At 62.6% G+C, this 19,085-nt stretch carries 18 protein-coding genes and 2 pseudogenes; 14 read left to right on the top strand and 6 right to left on the bottom strand.

Going from position 1 to position 19,085, the window contains the following annotated elements; genetic code table 11:
- The 3 genes from ACNQPL_RS11965 to ACNQPL_RS11975 form a co-directional block, all read right to left on the bottom strand.
- Nucleotides 1-459, bottom strand: coding sequence for a tripartite tricarboxylate transporter TctB family protein (locus ACNQPL_RS11965; RefSeq protein WP_346614486.1), 459 nt, complete (start codon nucleotides 457-459; stop codon nucleotides 1-3).
- Nucleotides 460-597: 138 nt separating this feature from the next.
- Complete coding sequence (locus ACNQPL_RS11970; protein WP_300029687.1) at nucleotides 598-1,578, bottom strand: Bug family tripartite tricarboxylate transporter substrate binding protein; 981 nt, start codon at nucleotides 1,576-1,578, stop codon at nucleotides 598-600.
- Nucleotides 1,579-1,610: 32 nt separating this feature from the next.
- The gene (locus ACNQPL_RS11975) at nucleotides 1,611-2,900 is read right to left on the bottom strand and encodes an OprD family porin (RefSeq protein ID WP_416466839.1); all 1,290 of its coding nucleotides are present in this window, start codon (nucleotides 2,898-2,900) and stop codon (nucleotides 1,611-1,613) included.
- 199 nt (nucleotides 2,901-3,099) lie between these two features.
- Between ACNQPL_RS11975 and ACNQPL_RS11980 the strand changes: the two genes are divergently transcribed.
- The 4 genes and pseudogenes from ACNQPL_RS11980 to ACNQPL_RS11995 form a co-directional block, all read left to right on the top strand.
- A complete protein-coding gene (locus ACNQPL_RS11980; protein WP_346614484.1) occupies nucleotides 3,100-3,771 on the top strand; it encodes a response regulator in 672 nt (223 codons plus the stop codon).
- A pseudogene (locus tag ACNQPL_RS11985) lies at nucleotides 3,764-4,690 on the top strand (sensor histidine kinase N-terminal domain-containing protein); the annotation flags it as partial. The gene ACNQPL_RS11980 and the pseudogene ACNQPL_RS11985, both read left to right, overlap by 8 nt.
- A complete protein-coding gene (lasR, locus tag ACNQPL_RS11990) occupies nucleotides 4,686-5,405 on the top strand; it encodes a transcriptional regulator LasR (RefSeq protein WP_347032980.1) in 720 nt (239 codons plus the stop codon). The pseudogene ACNQPL_RS11985 and the gene lasR, both read left to right, overlap by 5 nt.
- Nucleotides 5,405-5,863, top strand: a pseudogene (locus ACNQPL_RS11995) (sensor histidine kinase); the annotation flags it as partial. The gene lasR and the pseudogene ACNQPL_RS11995, both read left to right, overlap by 1 nt.
- Nucleotides 5,864-5,950: 87 nt before the next feature.
- Here the strand turns inward: ACNQPL_RS11995 and ACNQPL_RS12000 are convergent.
- Both ACNQPL_RS12000 and ACNQPL_RS12005 read right to left on the bottom strand, forming a co-directional pair.
- The gene (locus ACNQPL_RS12000; RefSeq protein ID WP_346614482.1) at nucleotides 5,951-6,757 is read right to left on the bottom strand and encodes an HDOD domain-containing protein; all 807 of its coding nucleotides are present in this window, start codon (nucleotides 6,755-6,757) and stop codon (nucleotides 5,951-5,953) included.
- Between the two features lie 31 nt (nucleotides 6,758-6,788).
- Nucleotides 6,789-7,730, bottom strand: a complete 942-nt coding sequence (locus tag ACNQPL_RS12005; RefSeq protein WP_416466840.1) for a YgfZ/GcvT domain-containing protein — start codon at nucleotides 7,728-7,730, stop codon at nucleotides 6,789-6,791.
- 133 nt (nucleotides 7,731-7,863) lie between these two features.
- Here ACNQPL_RS12005 and ACNQPL_RS12010 point away from each other — a divergent pair, with 133 nt between their 5' ends.
- The gene (locus ACNQPL_RS12010; protein WP_346614480.1) at nucleotides 7,864-8,118 is read left to right on the top strand and encodes a succinate dehydrogenase assembly factor 2; all 255 of its coding nucleotides are present in this window, start codon (nucleotides 7,864-7,866) and stop codon (nucleotides 8,116-8,118) included.
- Nucleotides 8,102-8,560, top strand: a complete 459-nt coding sequence (locus tag ACNQPL_RS12015; protein WP_416466841.1) for a protein YgfX — start codon at nucleotides 8,102-8,104, stop codon at nucleotides 8,558-8,560. The genes ACNQPL_RS12010 and ACNQPL_RS12015 overlap by 17 nt, the downstream gene beginning before the upstream one ends.
- Before the next feature lie 71 nt (nucleotides 8,561-8,631).
- On the opposite strand, the gene nadB is transcribed toward ACNQPL_RS12015, so the two are convergent.
- The gene (gene nadB / locus ACNQPL_RS12020) at nucleotides 8,632-10,236 is read right to left on the bottom strand and encodes an L-aspartate oxidase (protein ID WP_416466842.1); all 1,605 of its coding nucleotides are present in this window, start codon (nucleotides 10,234-10,236) and stop codon (nucleotides 8,632-8,634) included.
- A gap of 436 nt (nucleotides 10,237-10,672) precedes the next feature.
- Between nadB and rpoE the strand changes: the two genes are divergently transcribed.
- The 8 genes from rpoE (at nucleotide 10,673) to era (ending at nucleotide 19,058) form a co-directional block, all read left to right on the top strand.
- Nucleotides 10,673-11,254: an RNA polymerase sigma factor RpoE gene (gene rpoE / locus ACNQPL_RS12025; protein ID WP_003252049.1), complete on the top strand. Its 582-nt coding sequence runs from the start codon at nucleotides 10,673-10,675 to the stop codon at nucleotides 11,252-11,254.
- A 31-nt stretch (nucleotides 11,255-11,285) separates the two neighbouring features.
- Entirely contained in the window at nucleotides 11,286-11,876 is a 591-nt protein-coding gene (locus ACNQPL_RS12030; RefSeq protein WP_346614477.1) for a sigma-E factor negative regulatory protein, read from the top strand.
- 12 nt (nucleotides 11,877-11,888) lie between these two features.
- Nucleotides 11,889-12,854, top strand: a complete 966-nt coding sequence (locus ACNQPL_RS12035) for a MucB/RseB C-terminal domain-containing protein (protein WP_416466844.1) — start codon at nucleotides 11,889-11,891, stop codon at nucleotides 12,852-12,854.
- A 208-nt stretch (nucleotides 12,855-13,062) separates the two neighbouring features.
- Entirely contained in the window at nucleotides 13,063-14,469 is a 1,407-nt protein-coding gene (locus tag ACNQPL_RS12040; protein WP_416466866.1) for a DegQ family serine endoprotease, read from the top strand.
- A gap of 183 nt (nucleotides 14,470-14,652) precedes the next feature.
- A complete protein-coding gene (gene lepA / locus ACNQPL_RS12045) occupies nucleotides 14,653-16,452 on the top strand; it encodes a translation elongation factor 4 (RefSeq protein ID WP_346614474.1) in 1,800 nt (599 codons plus the stop codon).
- A 5-nt stretch (nucleotides 16,453-16,457) separates the two neighbouring features.
- Nucleotides 16,458-17,312, top strand: coding sequence for a signal peptidase I (gene lepB / locus ACNQPL_RS12050; protein WP_346614473.1), 855 nt, complete (start codon nucleotides 16,458-16,460; stop codon nucleotides 17,310-17,312).
- 161 nt (nucleotides 17,313-17,473) lie between these two features.
- Nucleotides 17,474-18,163, top strand: a complete 690-nt coding sequence (rnc, locus tag ACNQPL_RS12055) for a ribonuclease III (RefSeq protein ID WP_346614472.1) — start codon at nucleotides 17,474-17,476, stop codon at nucleotides 18,161-18,163.
- On the top strand, nucleotides 18,156-19,058 hold the full coding sequence (era, locus tag ACNQPL_RS12060) for a GTPase Era (RefSeq protein WP_346614471.1): 903 nt from the start codon (nucleotides 18,156-18,158) through the stop codon (nucleotides 19,056-19,058). The genes rnc and era overlap by 8 nt, the downstream gene beginning before the upstream one ends.
- The last annotated feature ends 27 nt before the right edge of the window (nucleotides 19,059-19,085 follow it).

Genomic DNA, 19,085 nt, shown 5'->3' on the forward strand with positions numbered 1-19,085 from the left:
TCAGTTCTCCAGTGCGCTCAGCAGGCCAAGGGGGAGGGGGACGTCCATCACGCGGTCGAACAGCCAGTAGAGGAACAGGCTCATGCCCACCACCACGATGGCGCTGTGCAGCCAGCGGCCGCCATACAGCCGGGCCATGGGAATGCCGACCAGCATGGCGCTGAGGATGAAGCCCAGGGCCTCGAAGGTAGCGGCGAAGACGATCAGCAGGCCGACGCAGGCGGCGATCTTGATCAGGGTTTCGCGGTCCAGCGCTGGCTCGTCGTCCTTGCGTACGATCGGCGTAGGGCGGATGGCGAGGTACAGCAGGCCCAGGCCCATCAGGCCGAGCATCAGCAGCGGGTAGGCGCGGGGGCCGACCGGTTCGTAGGAAAACGCCGCCTGGTAGGGCCAGGCCATCACGGCCAGGGCGGCGCACACCGCCAGCAGAACCAGGGCGAAGATACGTTGCAGGATCATGAGTAAATCCTCATTGGGCGCGGACTTTGTGGGAGCGGGCTTGCCTCGCGAACACCGGCAAAGCCGGTGCCATGCACCGTGGTGTCAGTCTCGCGGGCAAGCCCGCTCCTACAGGGATCGGTTCAGGTAATCGGCGATTTACTGAATCAGGCCAAATTCCTTGGCCAGCGCCTTGTAGTCCGCCACCTGTTTTTTCACATAGCCGTCCAACTCTTCACCGGTCATGGCAAACGGGAACAGCTCGCGCTGGTCACGCAGCTGGGCGAAGTCCTCGGAGGCGAGCATCTTGTCGAACGACGCTTTCCACCAGGCGTAGTCTTCATCGCTCACCTTCGGCCCCAGGTAGAAGCCGCGCACCACCGGCCAGACGATGTCGTAGCCCTGTTCCTTGGCGGTCGGGATATCCTTCATTTCCGGCTCGTCCAGGCGGTTTTCCGAGAACACGGCGAGGATGCGCATGTTGCCGCTCTGGATGTGCGGCATGGAGTCGGAAATGTCGGTGGAGCCGACCTGGATGTGGCCACCCAGCAGCGCCGTGGCGATTTCGCCGCCGCCTTCCAGCGCCACGTAGCGCAGGTCGCGCGGGTTGATGCCGGCGGCCTTGGCGATCAGCGCTGTCTGCATCCAGTCCTGGCTGCCGACGGTGCCACCGGAACCAATGACCACCTTGCTCGGGTCTTTTTTCAACGCCGCGACCAGGTCGTCGAGGGTCTTGTAGGGCGAATCGCTTTTCACCGCGATGGCGCCGTAGCTGGTGCCGACCGCCGCCAGCCATTTCACGGCATTTTCGTCGAAGCGGCCGAATTTGCCCTGGGCCAGGTTCAGCAGGGAGCCGCTGGACCACGCCACCAGCGTGCCGGCATCGCCTGGGCGCTGGGCAACCACAGCGTTGTACGCCACCGCGCCGACACCGCCGGGCATGTAGGTAACGCGCATCGGTTTGCTGAGGATCTTCTCCTGCACAAGGGCACTTTGCACCAGCTTGCAGGTCAGGTCGAAACCGCCGCCGGGCGAGGCCGGGGCGATGCATTCAGGGCGTTTCGGTTCGGCAGCGAGGGCATTGCCGGCCAGCAGCAGGCAACCGGTAGCCAGGACGAGGCGGCGCAGTGAAAAGGTCATCGTCTATCTCCGTGAGCATTGTTGTTATTGGGTTACCACAGGGCCACGCTGTAGCTCACCAGCAGCCGCACTTCGTCGGCATCGCGGGCGAAGTTGGAACGGAAGGTGGCGTTGCGCAGGCGCACGGCGACGTTTTTCAACGGGCCGCTTTGTACCACGTACTTGAACTCGGTGTTGCGCTCCCACTCCTTGCCCTCGCCACCGGCGGCGCGGCTGACGTTGTCGCCGTTGATGTAGCGGGTCATGAAGGTCAGCCCAGGGATACCCAGGGCGGCGAAGTTGTAGTCGTAGCGGGCCTGCCAGGAGCGTTCGTCGGCACCGGCGAAGTCGTTGATCTGGACGAAGTTGACCAGGTAAGGGTCGGCACCATCGATGTAGGGGAAGACGCTGTCACCAGACAGCTGCTGCCAGGCGCCACTGACCTTGTGCCCGCCCAGGCTGTAACTGAGCATGCCGTTGAACGTGGTGTTTTCGATGCGCCCGGCCTTGGCCGCGCCTGCGTCGTCGCTGATCGCCAGGCGCAGATCGGCGCCGAAGGTGCCCGGGCCCCAGGGCTGGGTGGCGAGCATGCCGAAGAAGTGCTGGCGGTAGATGTCATCGAGCTGGGCGAAGTGGTAGCTGCCGGTGATGCGGTCGGTGAACGTGTAGTCGAGGCCGGCCAGGGCGAGGTTGTCGGCGCTGAACGTGCCGCCAAAGCGGCCGTTCTTGTTGTTCAGGGCCAGGTCTTCCCAGTTGGTGTCATTGCGGTCCTTGGCCTTGTCCAGGCGCCCGCCGGTGAAGGTCAGGCCTTTGACTTCCTGCGAGGTGAGCAGGCCGCCTTCGAAGGTTTGCGGCAGGATGCGCCCGTCGTTGGGCTGCAGGGTCGGCAATTCGGGGATCAGCGTGCCGACTTTCAGTTCGGTCTTCGACACCTTCACTTTGCCGGTCAGGCCGAGCTTGGAGTACTCATCGGCGGCCTTGCCATCATCGTGGGTCGGCAGCAGGCCGGTGTCGGTGCGGTCCGGGCTGGAGTCGAGCTTGATACCGAGCATGCCCAGCGCGTCCAGGCCAAAGCCTACGGGGCCATCGGTGTAGCCGGACTCGAAGTTGAGCATGAAGCCCTGGGCCCATTCGTCGCGCTTGGATTGCTGCGCGCTGGTGCCGTCGCGAAAGTCGCGGTTGAAGTACATATTGCGGGTTTCGAAGGTCGCCGTGCTGTCTTCGAAGAAGGCGGCCTGGCTGGTCGGGGCAACGCCGGCAAGCGCAAGTGCGCAGGCATAGGCGGGCGGGCGTGCGGACAGGGAACGGGTAGGCGCGTACGCCTGCGGCTGCGATGACAGCATCGAGGATGGCTCCGTTATTGTTCTTATTCGTTGCACCTTGCTGGTGCTTTTTTCGGCGCGCGGGGCGACCGTGGTGCGATGCTAGGTAACGAACCTTTCGCTAACCTTTCAGCCTGAAAGGTTTGTCACATGGGGCTTCACAGACGGGGTGACGGCGGTACACTCCGCGCCACCGCCCCACCCGAGCAGGGAGAATCCGATGCGTGTGCTGCTGGTCGAAGACCATCTGCAACTGGCCGAAAGCGTGGCCCAGGCCCTCAAGAGCCACGGTTTGACCGTGGATGTATTGCACGATGGCGTGGCCGCCGACCTGGCCCTGGCCAGCGAGGAATATGCCGTTGCCGTCCTCGACGTGGGCCTGCCGCGCATGGATGGCTTCGAGGTGCTGGCGCGTCTGCGCGGCCGTGGCAAGACCCTGCCGGTGCTGATGCTGACCGCCCGCAGCGACGTGAAAGACCGTGTGCATGGCCTGAACCTGGGGGCGGATGATTACCTGGCCAAGCCCTTCGAACTGACCGAGCTGGAAGCGCGAGTCAAAGCACTGCTGCGACGCAGCGTGCTCGGTGGCGAACGCCAGCAGCGCTGCGGGCCGCTGGTGTATGACCTCGATACCCGGCGCTTCAGCCTGGGCGAGGACAACCTGACCCTGACCTCCCGCGAGCAGAGCGTCCTGGAAGCGTTGATCGCCCGCCCGGGCCGGGTGATGAGCAAGGAACAGCTGGCCGCCCAGGTATTCGGCCTGGACGAAGAAGCCAGCCCCGACGCCATCGAAATCTACATCCATCGCCTGCGCAAGAAGCTCGATGGCCAGCAGGTGGCTATCGTCACCTTCCGCGGCCTGGGTTATCTGCTTGAGCACCGTGATGCGTGACGACGGCAGCCTGCGCGGGCGCTTGCTGGGCAACCTGGCGCTGTTGCTGGTGGTGTTGATGCTGGCCAGCGGCCTGAGTGCTTACTGGAATGGCCGCGAGGCTGCCGACACCGCCTACGACCGCACCTTGCTGGCCTCGGCGCGCACCATCGCCGCCGGCCTGTCCCAGCGTGACGGTACCCTGAGCGCCGATGTGCCCTATGTGGCGCTGGACACCTTTGCCTATGACAGCGCCGGGCGCATCTACTACCAGGTGCTGGACATCAACCAGAAGCTGATCTCGGGCTACGAGAAACTGCCGCCGCCACCGCCCGGCACGCCGCGCACCGACGATTATCCGGCGCTTGCGCGTTTCTACAACGCCACCTACCTCGGCCAGGACGTGCGTGTGGTCAGCCTGCTCAAGGCAGTGAGTGAGCCCAACATGAACGGCATGGCAGAAATCCGTGTGGCCGAGACAGAGGAAGCGCGGGTCAGCATGGCCCGTGGGCTGATGGCCGACACCTTGCTGCGCCTGGGCATGCTCGCGTTGGGTGCGTTGGTGATGGTCTGGTTTGCGATCAGCGCGGCGTTGCGCCCGCTTGAGCGCCTGCGCACGGCTGTGGAGGAGCGCCAGCCTGATGACCTGCGCGCACTGCCGCTGGTGCAGGTGCAGCGCGAGCTAAGCCCGCTGGTGCGCGCGTTGAACCACTTCACTGAACGGCTGCGCGAGCAGTTCGAACGCCAGGCGCAGTTCATCGCCGAGGCCGCCCACGAGCTGCGTACACCGCTGGCGGCGCTCAAGGCGCGGGTCGAACTCGGCTTGCGTTCGCAACGGCCCGAGGAGTGGCGCCAGACCCTGGAGGCCGCTGCGCAAGGCACCGATCGGCTGACCCACCTGGCCAACCAGCTGCTGTCGTTGGCGCGGGTTGAAAATGGCCTTGGTTGACGGTTTTCTTGAGCTGGAACGCTCAAGTGGAAAATTGGAGTGGAGCGCCATCCTGCAGAAGATGGCGAGCGACCTTGGATTCTCGAAGATCCTGTTCGGCCTGTTGCCTAAGGACAGCCAGGACTACGAGAACGCCTTCATCGTCGGCAACTACCCGGCCGCCTGGCGCGAGCATTACGACCGGGCTGGCTACGCGCGGGTCGACCCGACGGTCAGTCACTGTACCCAGAGCGTACTGCCGATTTTCTGGGAACCGTCCATCTACCAGACGCGAAAGCAGCACGAGTTCTTCGAGGAAGCCTCGGCCGCCGGCCTGGTGTATGGGCTGACCATGCCGCTGCATGGTGCTCGCGGCGAACTCGGCGCGCTGAGCCTCAGCGTGGAAGCGGAAAACCGGGCCGAGGCCAACCGTTTCATAGAGTCGGTCCTGCCGACCCTGTGGATGCTCAAGGACTACGCACTGCAGAGCGGTGCCGGACTGGCCTTCGAACATCCGGTCAGCAAACCGGTGGTTCTGACCAGCCGGGAGAAGGAAGTGTTGCAGTGGTGCGCCATCGGCAAGACCAGTTGGGAGATATCGGTTATCTGCAACTGCTCGGAAGCCAATGTGAACTTCCATATGGGAAATATTCGGCGGAAGTTCGGTGTGACCTCCCGCCGCGTAGCGGCCATTATGGCCGTTAATTTGGGTCTTATTACTCTCTGAATGGCGCACGGGCGATTGCCGAAGGGGGCGCCCAGCGCCTGGACCTCAGCCAGCTGGCCCGTGAGCTGGGCATGGCCATGGCGCCGCTCGCGCACAAGCGCGGCGTGGCGCTCGCGCTGGAGGCCGAGGCACCGGTGTGGCTCAAGGGCGAACCCACGTTGTTGAACGAACTGCTGAGCAACCTGGTGGACAATGCCTTGGCCCACACGCCTGCGGGCGGTAACGTGATCTTGCGGGTGATGGCGCCGGCGGTGCTGGAGGTCGAGGACGATGGGCCCGGCATCCCCGAGGATGAGCGCGAACGGGTGTTCGAGCGCTTCTACCGGCGCAGTGCCCAGGGGAGCGGGTTGGGCCTGACAATCGTCGGGGAGATTTGCCGCGCCCATCTGGCACAGATCAGCCTGCACGATGGCGAGAACGGCGGGTTGAAGGTGCGGGTGAGCTTTATCGCGGATTGATGGGGGCAAGTACCGCCCCTTCGCTGATGCAGTCCACCTTGTGGGAGCGGGCTTGCCCCGCGAAAAGGCCGGCCCAGGCAGCCCAGGTCAGCGCAACAGGCTCCGCGCTTCCAGCAGCTCGCCCATTTCCAGCTCGGTGCCAAAGGGCAACCCCAGGTGCCGGTAGGCCGGCAGCGCCGCCAGCGGCCGGCTACGCCCGCGTTGGCTGATGCACCGGGCAATCTGCACCACGTCGATGTAGTCGACCTTGTCGGTTTGCCGGTCCAGGTCCTGCACCTGGCTAGGCAGTTGCACCAACTGCTCGGGGAATTCCCATGAGGACAGGATCTTGTCGCCCAGCACCGGTTGGATCTGCTCGATCACGTAGTGCAGGCAGACCGGGTCGGAGAGCAATTCGTTGTGCTCTTCGGCATAGATCAGCACCGGCAGCGCGCCAATCTGATGGACCAGGCCGCCAAGGGTCGCCTGGTCAGGTTTCAGCTGGGTGAAACGACGGCAGAGTTCGTAGCTGATGCCCGCTACTTCGAGGCTGTTGGCCCAGATATCCCTGAGCTTCTGCTCTACCGCAGACGAGCGGGCATGGAAGATCTGCTCGATCACCAGGCCGATCGCCAGGTTGCAGCTGTAGTTGATGCCCAACCGCGTGATGGCGGTGTGCAGGTCGGTGACCTCGACCGCCGCGCGCAACAGCGGGCTGTTGACCACCTTGATCAGGCGTGCCGAGAGCGCGGCATCGCGCCCGATCACCTTGCTCAGCGCGGCAACGCTGATCTCGGTGTCCTCCGCCGCCTCGCGGATGCTCAAGGCCACTTCCGGGAGGGTCGGCAAGACCAGGTCATCGTTGGCGATGGCCGCGAGCAACTGTGCTTGGACCATCTCGGCCAGCTTGTTCATGTACTTCTCTACCGCAGGGGTGGCGGGCTGGTCAGCGCTGGATTTCCCGGTCGCGGTCCAGTTCGTAAGGCAGGCTCGACACGTGCAGGCGTGGGCCTTCAAGGCTGCCCAGGTGCAGGTTGTTGTCCGCCACTGCCTCGGCAGTCAGCACCGCAAGCAGTTCGCAGCCCTGGCCAGTGCTGGCCGCAAGCACCACTTCACCCACGGACGAGCCGTGGGTAGGCGAGAAGATTTCGGCGCCCGGCGCAGGGATGTCCCGTTGGTCGAGCAGCAGGCGGTACTGACGGCGCTTGAGCTTGCCCAGGTACTGCATGCGGGCGACGATTTCCTGGCCGGTGTAGCAACCTTTCTTGAAACTCACGCCATCGACGGCCTGCAGGTTGATCATCTGCGGGATGAACAGCTCGCGGGTCGGGCCCATGACCTGGCCAATCCCTGCGCGGATCTGGCCCAGCAGCCAGTCGTTGAGGCTGCCTTCGGGCAATACCGCACTGAGTTTTTCGCGCACGCTGGCAGCAGCGTCTGCGGGCACCCAGAGCTCGGCCCGGCCTTCGGACACGGCAATGGCGATCAGGCCTTCATGGCGCACGGTGGCGCCTGCGCCGGTCGGCACGCTCAAACCCAGCGCCTGCAGCGCGGCGTCACCGCCCTGCAGGCCGAACCGCGCCCAGGCGGCACTTTCGTCGCTGAGCGTGGCCTTGGAGAACACGGCGTACTTCTTCAGGTCGGCCAGTTGCGCCTCGAGCAGTTCGCTGGCCATGGCCAGCAGGTAGCCGTTGCCTTCGGGCAGGATACGGAAGCTCGACTGCATGCGCCCTTTGACCATGCAGCGGGCGCCAAGGCTGGCGTGCTCCAGGCTGAGGTAGTTGATGTTGCAGGTCAGCTGGCCCTGCAGGAACTTGCCGGCGTCGGAGCCGCGGACGGCGAGGATGCCCTCGTGGGACAAGGGGCTGAAGAAAGCGGAATCGGCCATGGGGGATCGCGGTGGCTAAAGACTGGCGGCCATCATAGAACGCCAGTAACAAAATAGGTAGGTGACTAGACCAACGCCTCGTGCCGCTTCGTGCGCCGGGCTGTATACTGGCGGCCCATTTGAGGAGGGCCCCATGGTCGAACAAACTGAACTCAACCGGCTTTTCTGGCACAGCCGCCGTGGCATGTTGGAACTCGACGTACTGCTGGTGCCTTTCACCCAGGAGGTCTATGCGACCCTGAGCGATGCCGACCGCGAACTCTATGTGCGCCTGTTGAGCTGTGAAGATCAGGACATGTTCGGCTGGTTCATGGAGCGCACCGAGTCCGAAGACCCGGAGCTGCAGCGCATGGTCCGCATCATCCTGGACCGTGTCCAGCCCAAGTGAGTGTTTCGAGTGCCGTTGGCAAGGCTCACGCCTGTTGCTGACGGCCTACCTGATCTGCCAGGGGCTGGCACAGTCTGCCTTGTGGCTGAGTACGACACCCTGGTGGCTTTGCCTTCCTGCTGTAGCCCTTTGCCTCGCCCATGCTTGCTGGGCCATCCCTCGACGTATCCTGCTGAACCATGCTCGCGCCGTCACCGGCCTGAGGCGTGATGCGCTTGGCTGGCGGCTGTTCTGCCGTGCCGAGGGCTGGCAGGCCGTGCGTTTGTGTCGGGACAGCGTGGCGCTGCCGGGGTTGGTGGTGTTGCGGTTCGTGCGGCCGGGGCACTGGTTTGGTGAAAGCCAATGCATTGTTCGCGATGCCCTGGAGGGCGAACAGCACCGGCGCTTGCGGGTAAGGCTGAAGTTTAGCCGGCGCCGGTGGGCTGAGGTTGCTGGGTATTAGCGATATTCAGTGTCGGCTTCTTCGCGGGTACTTTGCGAACGGGCTTGCCCGCGAAAAGGCGACGCCGACCTTCAGGTCGGGCTCAGAATGGTGTCCTTGGCCTCGGGCAGCATCGACGGGTAATCCAGGGTGTAATGCAAGCCGCGGCTTTCCTTGCGCTGCATTGCCGAGCGAATCATCAGTTCCGCCACCTGGGCCAGGTTGCGCAGCTCGATCAGATCGCGGCTGACCTTGTAGTTGCTGTAGAACTCGTCGATCTCGTCGAGCAGCAGGCGAACGCGGTGCTCGGCACGTTGCAGGCGCTTGCTGGTGCGCACGATCCCCACGTAGTCCCACATGAACCGGCGCAACTCATCCCAGTTGTGCGCAATGATCACGTCCTCATCCGAGTCGGTGACCTGGCTGGCGTCCCAGCAGGGCAGAGCCTTGGGCATCGCGACCTGGTCCAGGTGCGCCTGGATGTCCGCAGCAGCGGCGCGGCCATAGACGAAGCACTCGAGCAGCGAGTTGCTGGCCATGCGGTTGGCGCCGTGCAGGCCGGTGAAGCTGGTCTCGCCGATGGCATACAGGCCTGGCACGTCAGTGTGCCCACGATCGTCGACCACCACCCCGCCACAGGTGTAGTGGGCAGCCGGCACCACCGGGATCGGCTGACGGGTAATGTCGATACCGTACGTCAGGCAGCGTTCGTAGACGGTCGGGAAGTGGCTCTTGATGAAGTCAGCCGGTTTGTGGGTGATGTCCAGGTACACGCAGTCCACACCCAGGCGCTTCATTTCGTGGTCGATGGCGCGCGCGACGATATCGCGCGGGGCCAGTTCTTCGCGCGGGTCGAAACGCGGCATGAAGCGCTCACCGTTGGGCAGGCGCAGCAGGGCGCCTTCGCCGCGCAAGGCCTCGGTGACCAGGAAGCTCTTGGCCTGCGGGTGGTACAGGCAGGTCGGGTGGAACTGGTTGAACTCAAGGTTGGCTACCCGGCAGCCGGCGCGCCAGGCCATGGCGATTCCATCACCGCAGGCACCGTCGGGGTTGCTGGTGTACAGGTAGACCTTGGCCGCGCCGCCGGTGGCCAGCACGGTAAAGCGCGCACCAAAGGTGTCCACCTCACCGCTGTTGCGGTTCAGCACATAAGCACCCAGGCAGCGATCGCCGGGCAGGCCCAGGCGGCGCTCGGTGATCAGGTCGACCGCTACAAGCTGCTCGAGCAGCTCGATGTTCGCGCGCTTGCGGGCCTGTTCCAGCAACGTGGTGAAAATGGCGGCGCCCGTGGCATCGGCGGCGTGGATGATGCGCCGGTGGCTATGCCCGCCTTCGCGGGTCAGGTGAAATTCGAAACCGCCGTCGTCGACACTGTGCCGATCGTCGCGGGTAAAGGGCACGCCTTGTTCGATAAGCCACTGGATGGCTTCACGGCTGTGCTCCACGGTGAAACGCACCGCATCTTCGTGGCACAGGCCGCCGCCAGCGTTGAGCGTGTCCTCGACATGGGACTGCACGGTATCGGTGTCGTCCAGTACTGCGGCGACACCGCCCTGGGCCCAGAACGTCGAACCGTTGGCCAGGTCGCCCTTGCTCAGCACGGCAATGCGCAGGTGGCTGGGAAGGTTAAGTGCCAAGCTGAGACCGGCAGCGCCGCTGCCGATCACCAGGACATCATGTTGGAATTGTTGGCTCATGTCGGGACACTAGTAATCTTTGGAAAGGGCACGGCACAATAGTCACGCGCAGATGGCATTGTGAAACTATCGTGAAAGGTGGCCGGGCAGCCTTTATAGCAGCCTGCGGTGGCCAATTTCCATGCCACCTGCGACGTTACGGCGATCTTCGTGGGAACTTTCCTACATGGCTGGAAATCCTATGAAGGCTGCCCGTGCGCCAGCAATTCGCGCGGCGACGCGTGGCGGCGGCTCTATCCGGGCTGACACCTGCGTATCCGAAACCTGATTATCGACGCAGCCGGCCGTGCCCGCGCCGCGTCTTCCGTGCGAGCCAGACCAAGGGCCGCAGGAAACTTGCTTGGAGGAGAGAACTTTTGCGAAAAGCCCGAGTCTATGTTTGCAAGCCTGAACGATGGCTTTTGCAACGCTCCTTCGAGTTCACTGAGGAGTGTTCATGCTAACCCAGGAAGAGGATCAGCAGCTTGTCGAGCGCGTGCAGCGCGGCGACAGGCGAGCGTTCGATCTGTTGGTGCTGAAGTATCAGCACAAGATTCTCGGGTTGATCGTGCGGTTCGTTCACGATACCCACGAGGCCCAGGATGTGGCGCAGGAAGCCTTTATCAAGGCCTACCGTGCGCTTGGCAATTTCCGCGGAGACAGTGCGTTTTATACCTGGCTGTACCGCATCGCCATCAACACGGCGAAGAACTACCTGGTGTCCCGTGGAAGACGGCCGCCAGACAGTGATGTGAGCTCCGAGGATGCGGAGTTTTACGACGGCGATCATGGTCTCAAGGATCTCGAGTCCCCAGAACGCTCCCTGTTGCGGGATGAAATCGAAGGCACTGTCCATCGCACCATCCAGCAACTGCCCGAAGATCTGCGCACGGCCCTGACCCTGCGTGAGTTCGATGGGTTGAGTTACGAAGACATTGCCAGTGTCATGCAATGTCCGGTGGGTACCGTGCGCTCTCGAATCTTCCGCGCTCGGGAGGCCATAGATAAAGCCCTGCAGCCGTTGTTGCAGGAAACCTGAGACAGCGGCGACAGCCAAGAGAGGAACCGCCATGAGTCGTGAAGCTTTGCAGGAATCGCTGTCCGCGGTAATGGATAACGAAGCGGACGAACTGGAATTACGACGGGTGTTGAACGCCGTCGATGATGCCGAAACCCGTGCCACCTGGTCGCGTTACCAGGTAGCCCGCGCAGCGATGCACAAGGAGCTGCTGCTGCCCCAACTGGATATCGCCTCGGCGGTGTCTGCAGCGCTGGCTGACGAGGCCGTGCCGGCCAAAGTCAACAAAGGCCCATGGCGCAGCCTTGGCCGCCTGGCCGTTGCCGCCTCGGTCACCGTTGCGGTGCTGGCTGGCGTACGGATGTACAACCAGGACGAAATCACCGGTGCCGAACTGGCTTCGCAGCAACCTGTCCAGCAAGGCCTGAGCATGCCACAAACTCAGGGCCCGGCTGTTTTGGCAGGCTATAGTGAAAGCAGTGAGCAACCGACCGGGCCAATGGCCAACGGCGTGCTGCAGAACCAGGCCGGCTGGGACCAGCGTCTGCCAGGCTATCTGCGTCAGCATGCGCAGGAATCCGCGCTCAAGGGCACTGAAACTGCCCTGCCGTATGCCCGCGCCGCCAGCCTGGAAAACCGCTAAGTAAGGAGGATCATGCGCGCGCTACCTCTCTTGTCGCTGCTGATAGGCAGCTGCATGACGGTGCCAGCGTTGGCAGCCAACTCGTCGCCCGAGGCGAGCGAGTGGTTGAACAAGCTGGCACAGGCCGAGCAAAAGCAGAGTTATCAGGGCTCCTTCGTCTACGAACGAAACGGCAGCTTCTCTTCCCACGATATCTGGCATCGAGTTCAGGACGGCAAGGTCAGCGAGCGGCTTCTGCAGCTCGATGGCACCGCCCAGGAAATCGTGCGGGTTGATGGCAAGGTGCAATGCGTCAGCGGTGCCCTGGCCAGTGGAGTGAGCAGCCTGCCTGACGCTGCGCCGCGCATGCTCGATCCCTTGAAGTTGATGAGTTGGTACGACTTGAGTGTGCAGGGCAAGTCGCGCGTCGCCGGCCGCGATGCGGTGATCGTCTCGCTCAGCCCGCGTGACCAGCATCGTTATGCGTTCGAGTTGCATCTGGATCGTAAAACCGGCCTGCCACTGCGCTCGTTGATGCTCAACGAAAAGGGGCAGTTGCTCGAACGCTTCCAGATGACCAGCCTCGATACCGACAATCTGCCGACTGATGCGCAGTTGCATGCCAGTGCTGCCTGCAAGCCGGTGGAGCGCGTCGCCAGTACCAAGACCGAAGCCGTTGCAGGTTGGCGATCGGACTGGCTGCCGCCAGGTTTCGAGTTGATCAACAGCACGGTACGCCGTGACCCCTCCCGTAACAGCGCCGTCAGCAGCCTGATGTACGACGACGGTCTGGCACGCTTCTCGGTGTTCCTCGAGCCGGTGAAGGAAGATGCCAGCGCCGATGTGCGTACTCAGCTTGGCCCTACCTCGGCGGTTTCGCGTCGTCTGAACACGCCCAAGGGCAAGGTGATGGTTACCGTGGTCGGCGAAATTCCACTGGGTACTGCAGAGCGCATTGCGCTGTCGATGCGGCCCCAGGATGCTCAGGCGCGCCAGTGATGGCGCGTTTTTTCGGCCCATTCGAAGGCGTGCGGGCATGCGGCTGAAATGAAATTAAAGCATTGTCATTTGCAATCCCTCTCCAAATTTTCTATAGGTCAGGCTTCTTGAAGTCTGGCCTTTCCTGCTTCTGCAGGGGTCTTACGTTAACTACGCTCGTTGTGACGGGAGCCGTATGTCAATACCACGCTTGAAACCCTACCTATCGATGTTCGCCGCCGTGCTCATGCTCGGTCAGGTGCTCACCGCCCAGGCCGCGGAAGCCCTGCCGGACTTCACCACCCTGGTCGAGCAGGCCTCGCCGGCCGTGGTCAACATCAGTACCAAGCAGAAGCTGCCGGACCGCCGCATTGCCGCCGGGCAGATGCCGGACCTCGAAGGCCTGCCGCCGATGTTCCGCGAGTTCTTCGAGCGCAACATACCGCAGCAGCCGCGTTCGCCGCGGGGTGATCGCCAGCGTGAGGCGCAGTCGCTGGGCTCGGGCTTCATCATTTCCAGCGATGGCTATGTGCTGACCAACAACCATGTGGTCGCCGATGCCGATGAAATCATCGTCCGCCTTTCAGACCGCAGCGAATTGCAGGCCAAGCTGGTCGGCACCGACCCGCGCACCGACGTGGCGCTGCTGAAGGTCGAGGGCAAGAACCTGCCAACGGTGAAACTGGGCGACTCCGAGAAGCTCAAGGTGGGTGAGTGGGTGCTGGCCATCGGTTCGCCGTTCGGCTTCGACCATTCGGTAACCAAAGGTATCGTCAGTGCCAAGGGGCGTACCCTGCCCAATGACACCTATGTGCCGTTCATCCAGACCGACGTGGCGATCAACCCGGGTAACTCTGGCGGCCCGCTGTTCAACATGAATGGTGAGGTGGTGGGTATCAACTCGCAGATCTTTACCCGTTCGGGCGGCTTCATGGGCCTGTCGTTCGCCATTCCGATCGACGTGGCCATCGATGTCTCCGATCAGCTGAAGAAAGACGGCAAGGTCAGCCGTGGCTGGCTGGGTGTGGTGATCCAGGAGGTCAACAAGGACCTCGCGGAATCCTTCGGCCTCGACAAACCGGCCGGTGCCCTGGTGGCGCAGGTGCTGGAAGACGGCCCGGCCGCCAAGAGCGGCCTGCAGGTGGGTGATGTGATCCTGAGCATGAACGGCCAGCCGATCGTCATGTCGGCTGACCTGCCGCACCTGGTCGGTACCCTCAAGGATGGCGCCAAGGCCAAACTGGAGATCATTCGCAATGGCAAGCGCCAGAACCTGGATGTGACCATTGGCGCGATGCCGGATGACGATGCCGATATCGCCACCGGTACCGGCGCCGACGGCAGCGCCGAGCGCAGCAGCAACCGCCTGGGTGTATCTGTCTCTGACCTGACCGCCGAGCAGAAGAAATCGCTGGAGCTCAAAGGCGGCGTCGTCATCAAAGAGGTTCAGGACGGCCCGGCAGCGATGATCGGCCTGCGTCCGGGTGATGTCATCAGTCACTTGAACAACCAGGCGATCGCCTCGGCCAAGCAGTTCACCGAAATCGCCAAGGACCTGCCGAAGAACCGCTCGGTGTCCATGCGTGTGCTACGCCAGGGGCGAGCGAGCTTCATCACCTTCAAACTAGCGGAATAAGCTGGTCTGCAGGTAGGAAAGGGCAGCTTCGGCTGCCCTTTTTCATGAGTGTTCACAATTATTTGCCGGAGTCGGCCTGTATCGTGCGTCAGAGGAATCTCCCATATCCCTGCTGGTTGAGGTACAATTCCCGGCTATTTTTCGGCGGGCGTCCGGCTCGCAGCCTTTTCCGAGTGTTGACCCGTGAGTGATTTGAGTCATATCCGCAATTTCTCCATCATCGCCCACATCGACCATGGCAAGTCGACGCTGGCCGACCGTTTCATCCAGATGTGCGGCGGCCTGTCGGCGCGCGAAATGGAAGCGCAGGTCCTCGATTCCATGGACCTGGAGCGCGAGCGCGGGATCACCATCAAAGCCCACAGCGTCACGCTTCACTACAAGGCACTGGACGGCAAGACCTACCAGCTGAACTTCATCGACACGCCTGGCCACGTTGACTTCACCTATGAGGTTTCGCGCTCGCTGGCTGCCTGTGAAGGCGCATTGCTGGTGGTGGATGCCGGCCAGGGCGTTGAAGCCCAGTCCGTCGCCAACTGCTACACCGCCATCGAGCAAGGCCTCGAAGTGATGCCGGTGCTGAACAAGATGGACCTGCCCCAGGCCGACCCGGACCGCGTCAAGGACGAGATCGAGAAGATCATCGGTATCGACGCCACCGACGCCGTGGCCTGCAGCGCCAAGAGCGGCATGGGCGTGGACGAGGTGCTCGAGCGCCTGGTGCACACCATTCCCGCGCCCGAAGGCGAGATCGACGCACCGCTGCAAGCGCTGATCATCGATTCCTGGTTCGACAACTACCTGGGCGTGGTCTCGCTGGTGCGTGTGCGCCAGGGCCGCGTCAAGAAGGGCGACAAGATCCTGGTCAAGTCCACCGGCAAGGTGCACCTGGTCGACAGCGTCGGTGTCTTCACGCCCAAGCATACCCAGACCGCTGATCTGAAAGCCGGTGAAGTAGGCTTCATCATCGCCAGCATCAAGGACATTCACGGTGCACCGGTCGGTGACACCCTGACCCTGTCCTCGACCCCCGAGGTCGAAGTCCTGTCAGGCTTCAAGAAGATCCAGCCACAGGTCTATGCCGGCCTGTTCCCGGTCAGCTCCGACGACTTCGAGGACTTCCGCGACGCCCTGCAGAAGCTGACCCTGAACGACTCGTCGCTGCAGTACATGCCGGAAAGCTCCGACGCACTGGGCTTTGGCTTCCGCTGCGGCTTCCTGGGCATGCTGCACATGGAGATCATCCAGGAGCGCCTGGAGCGCGAATACGACCTGGACCTGATCACCACCGCCCCGAGCGTGATCTACGAGCTGGAGCTCAAGACCGGCGAAACCATCATCGTCGACAACCCGTCGAAGCTGCCTGATGTCTCGTCTGTCACCGATTTCCGCGAGCCGATCGTCACCGCGACCATTCTGGTGCCGCAGGAACACCTGGGCAACGTCATCACCCTGTGCATCGAGAAACGTGGCGTACAGCGCGACATGCAGTTCCTCGGCAGCCAGGTGCAAGTGCGTTACGACATGCCGATGAACGAGGTGGTGCTGGACTTCTTCGACCGCCTCAAGTCCACCAGCCGCGGCTATGCTTCGCTGGACTATCATTTCGATCGCTACCAGTCGGCCAACCTGGTCAAGCTGGATGTACTGATCAACGGCGACAAGGTCGATGCCCTGGCATTGATCGTGCACCGCGACAACGCGGCCTACAAAGGCCGTGCGTTGACCGAGAAGATGAAGGAGCTGATCCCTCGGCAGATGTTCGATGTGGCGATCCAGGCAGCCATCGGCGGCCAGATCATTGCGCGGACAACCGTCAAGGCGCTCAGAAAGAACGTACTGGCCAAGTGCTACGGTGGTGACGTCAGCCGTAAGAAAAAGCTGCTGGAGAAGCAGAAGGCCGGTAAGAAACGCATGAAACAGGTGGGCAACGTGGAGATTCCACAAGAAGCCTTCCTCGCCGTGCTCAGGTTGGATAGCTAGGTCCTATGTCGCTAAATTTCCCGCTGTTGCTCGTCATCGCCGTAGCCGTTTGCGGTCTGTTGGGTTTGATCGATCTGCTGTTCCTGGCCCCGCGCCGGCGGGCAGCGATCGCCAACTACCAGGGTAGCGTCACCCAGCCAGAAATGGCCGTGGTCGAGCGCCTGAACAAGGAACCGTTGCTGGTCGAGTACGGCAAGTCGTTTTTCCCGGTGCTGTTCATCGTGCTGGTGTTGCGTTCGTTCCTGGTCGAGCCGTTCCAGATCCCTTCCGGGTCGATGAAGCCGACCCTGGAAGTGGGCGATTTCATCCTGGTGAACAAGTTCTCCTACGGCATTCGCCTGCCGGTGATCGACAAGAAAGTCATCGAAGTCGGTGACCCGCAGCGCGGCGATGTGATGGTGTTCCGCTACCCAAGCGACCCTAACGTCAACTACATCAAGCGTGTGGTTGGCCTGCCGGGCGACCAGATCCGCTATACCAACGACAAGCGGTTGTACGTCAATGGTCAGCCGATCGCCGAGCAACTGGTCGGCGCCGAGCCAGGCACCCTGGGCAGCGCCGAGCTGTACAAGGAAAAACTGGGCGAGGCCGAACACCTGATCCGCAAGGAAATGACCCGTTATCGCATGCCGCCGGACCAGCAATGGACCGTGCCAGCCGGCCATTACTTCATGATGGGCGACAACCGCGACAACTCCAACGACAGCCGTTACTGGGATGATCCGAACATTCCCAAGGAACTGCACGGCATGGTTCCGGACCGGAACATCGTCGGCAAGGCCTTCGCGGTCTGGATGAGCTGGCCAGAGCCAAAACTCAGCCACTTGCCCAACCTGTCGCGGGTCGGCCTGATCCATTGATACCCATCGGCGCTGTCCAGCAGACAGCGCCGAATGCATTTCTGACATAGGCTGTGTTCTCAGGGATCGAGAGTTTCGTTGCTCGCCGCGACGGGCCACAGCCAAACAGTCTTTCAGGAAGTTGATTTGAACAACGCGTTGAACAACCAACGGGTGGCTGCATGAGTGCTTCCCTTGCCCGTCTCGAGCGCAAGCTCGGTTACACCTTCAAAGACCAGGACCAGATGGTACTGGCCCTGACCCATCGCAGCTATGCCGGGCGCAACAATGAGCGCCTGGAGTTTCTTGGCGATGCCATCCTCAACTTCGTCGCCGGCGAGGCGCTGTTCGAGCGCTTCCCGCAGGCCCGCGAAGGCCAGCTGTCGCGCCTGCGCGCGCGGCTGGTCAAGGGCGAGACCCTGGCCCGCCTGGCCCGGGGCTTCGACCTGGGTGAGTACCTGCGTCTGGGCTCCGGTGAGCTCAAGAGCGGCGGTTTCCGTCGCGAGTCGATCCTGGCGGATGCCCTCGAAGCCCTGATCGGTGCCATCTACCTGGATGCCGACATGCAGACCGCCCGCGAGCGCGTGCTGGCCTGGTTGACCGACGAGTTCGACAGCCTGACCCTGGTCGATACCAACAAAGACCCGAAAACCCGCCTGCAGGAATTTCTGCAGTCGCGTAGCTGTGAGCTGCCTCGTTACGAGGTCGTGGACATCCAGGGCGAACCGCACTGCCGTACCTTCTTCGTCGAATGCGAAGTGGTGCTGCTGAACAACAAGAGCCGTGGCCAGGGCGTGAGCCGGCGTATTGCCGAGCAAGTCGCCGCCGCCGCTGCATTGATCGCCCTGGGCGTGGAGAATGGCAATGACTGAGAACAATCCGACCCGCTGCGGCTACGTGGCCATCGTCGGCCGCCCCAACGTGGGCAAATCGACCTTGCTCAACCACATCCTCGGGCAGAAGCTGGCGATCACCTCGCGCAAGCCGCAGACCACCCGTCACAACATGCTCGGCATCAAGACCGAGGGTGATGTGCAGGCGATCTACGTCGATACCCCAGGCATGCACAAGGCCAACGACAAGGCCTTGAACCGCTACATGAACCGCAATGCCTCGGCCGCGTTGAAAGACGTCGACGTGGTGATTTTCGTGGTTGACCGTACGCGCTGGACCGACGAAGACCAGCTGGTGCTCGAACGCGTCCAGTACGTGACCGGCCCGCTGATCATTGCGGTCAACAAGACCGACCGCATGGACGAAAAGGCCGACCTCATCCCGCATCTTCAGTGGCTGCAGGAGCAACTGCCGAATGCCGAGGTCGTGCCGATCTCCGCGCAGCAGGGTCACAACCTCGAATCGCTCGAAGGCCTGATCGCCAAGCACCTGCCGGAAAACGACCACTTCTTCCCGGAAGACCAGATCACCGACCGCAGCAGCCGCTTCCTGGCCGCCGAGCTGGTGCGCGAGAAGATCATGCGTCAGCTGGGTGCGGAGCTTCCGTACCAGATTACCGTGGAGATCGAAGAGTTCAAGCAGCAGGGCCATGTGCTGCACATCCACGCTCTGATCCTGGTGGAGCGTGACGGGCAGAAGAAGATCATCATTGGCGACAAGGGCGAGCGCATCAAACGCATCGGTTCCGACGCGCGCAAGGACATGGAAACCCTGTTCGACGCCAAGGTCATGCTCAACCTCTGGGTCAAGGTCAAAGGCGGTTGGTCCGACGACGAGCGCGCCCTGCGTTCGCTGGGCTACGGCGACCTGTAACCCCCATCAGTGGCCCGGATTTATCCG

Origin of the sequence: Pseudomonas sp. LFS044 (genome assembly GCF_047978245.1) — a bacterium.
Lineage (GTDB): Bacteria > Pseudomonadota > Gammaproteobacteria > Pseudomonadales > Pseudomonadaceae > Aquipseudomonas.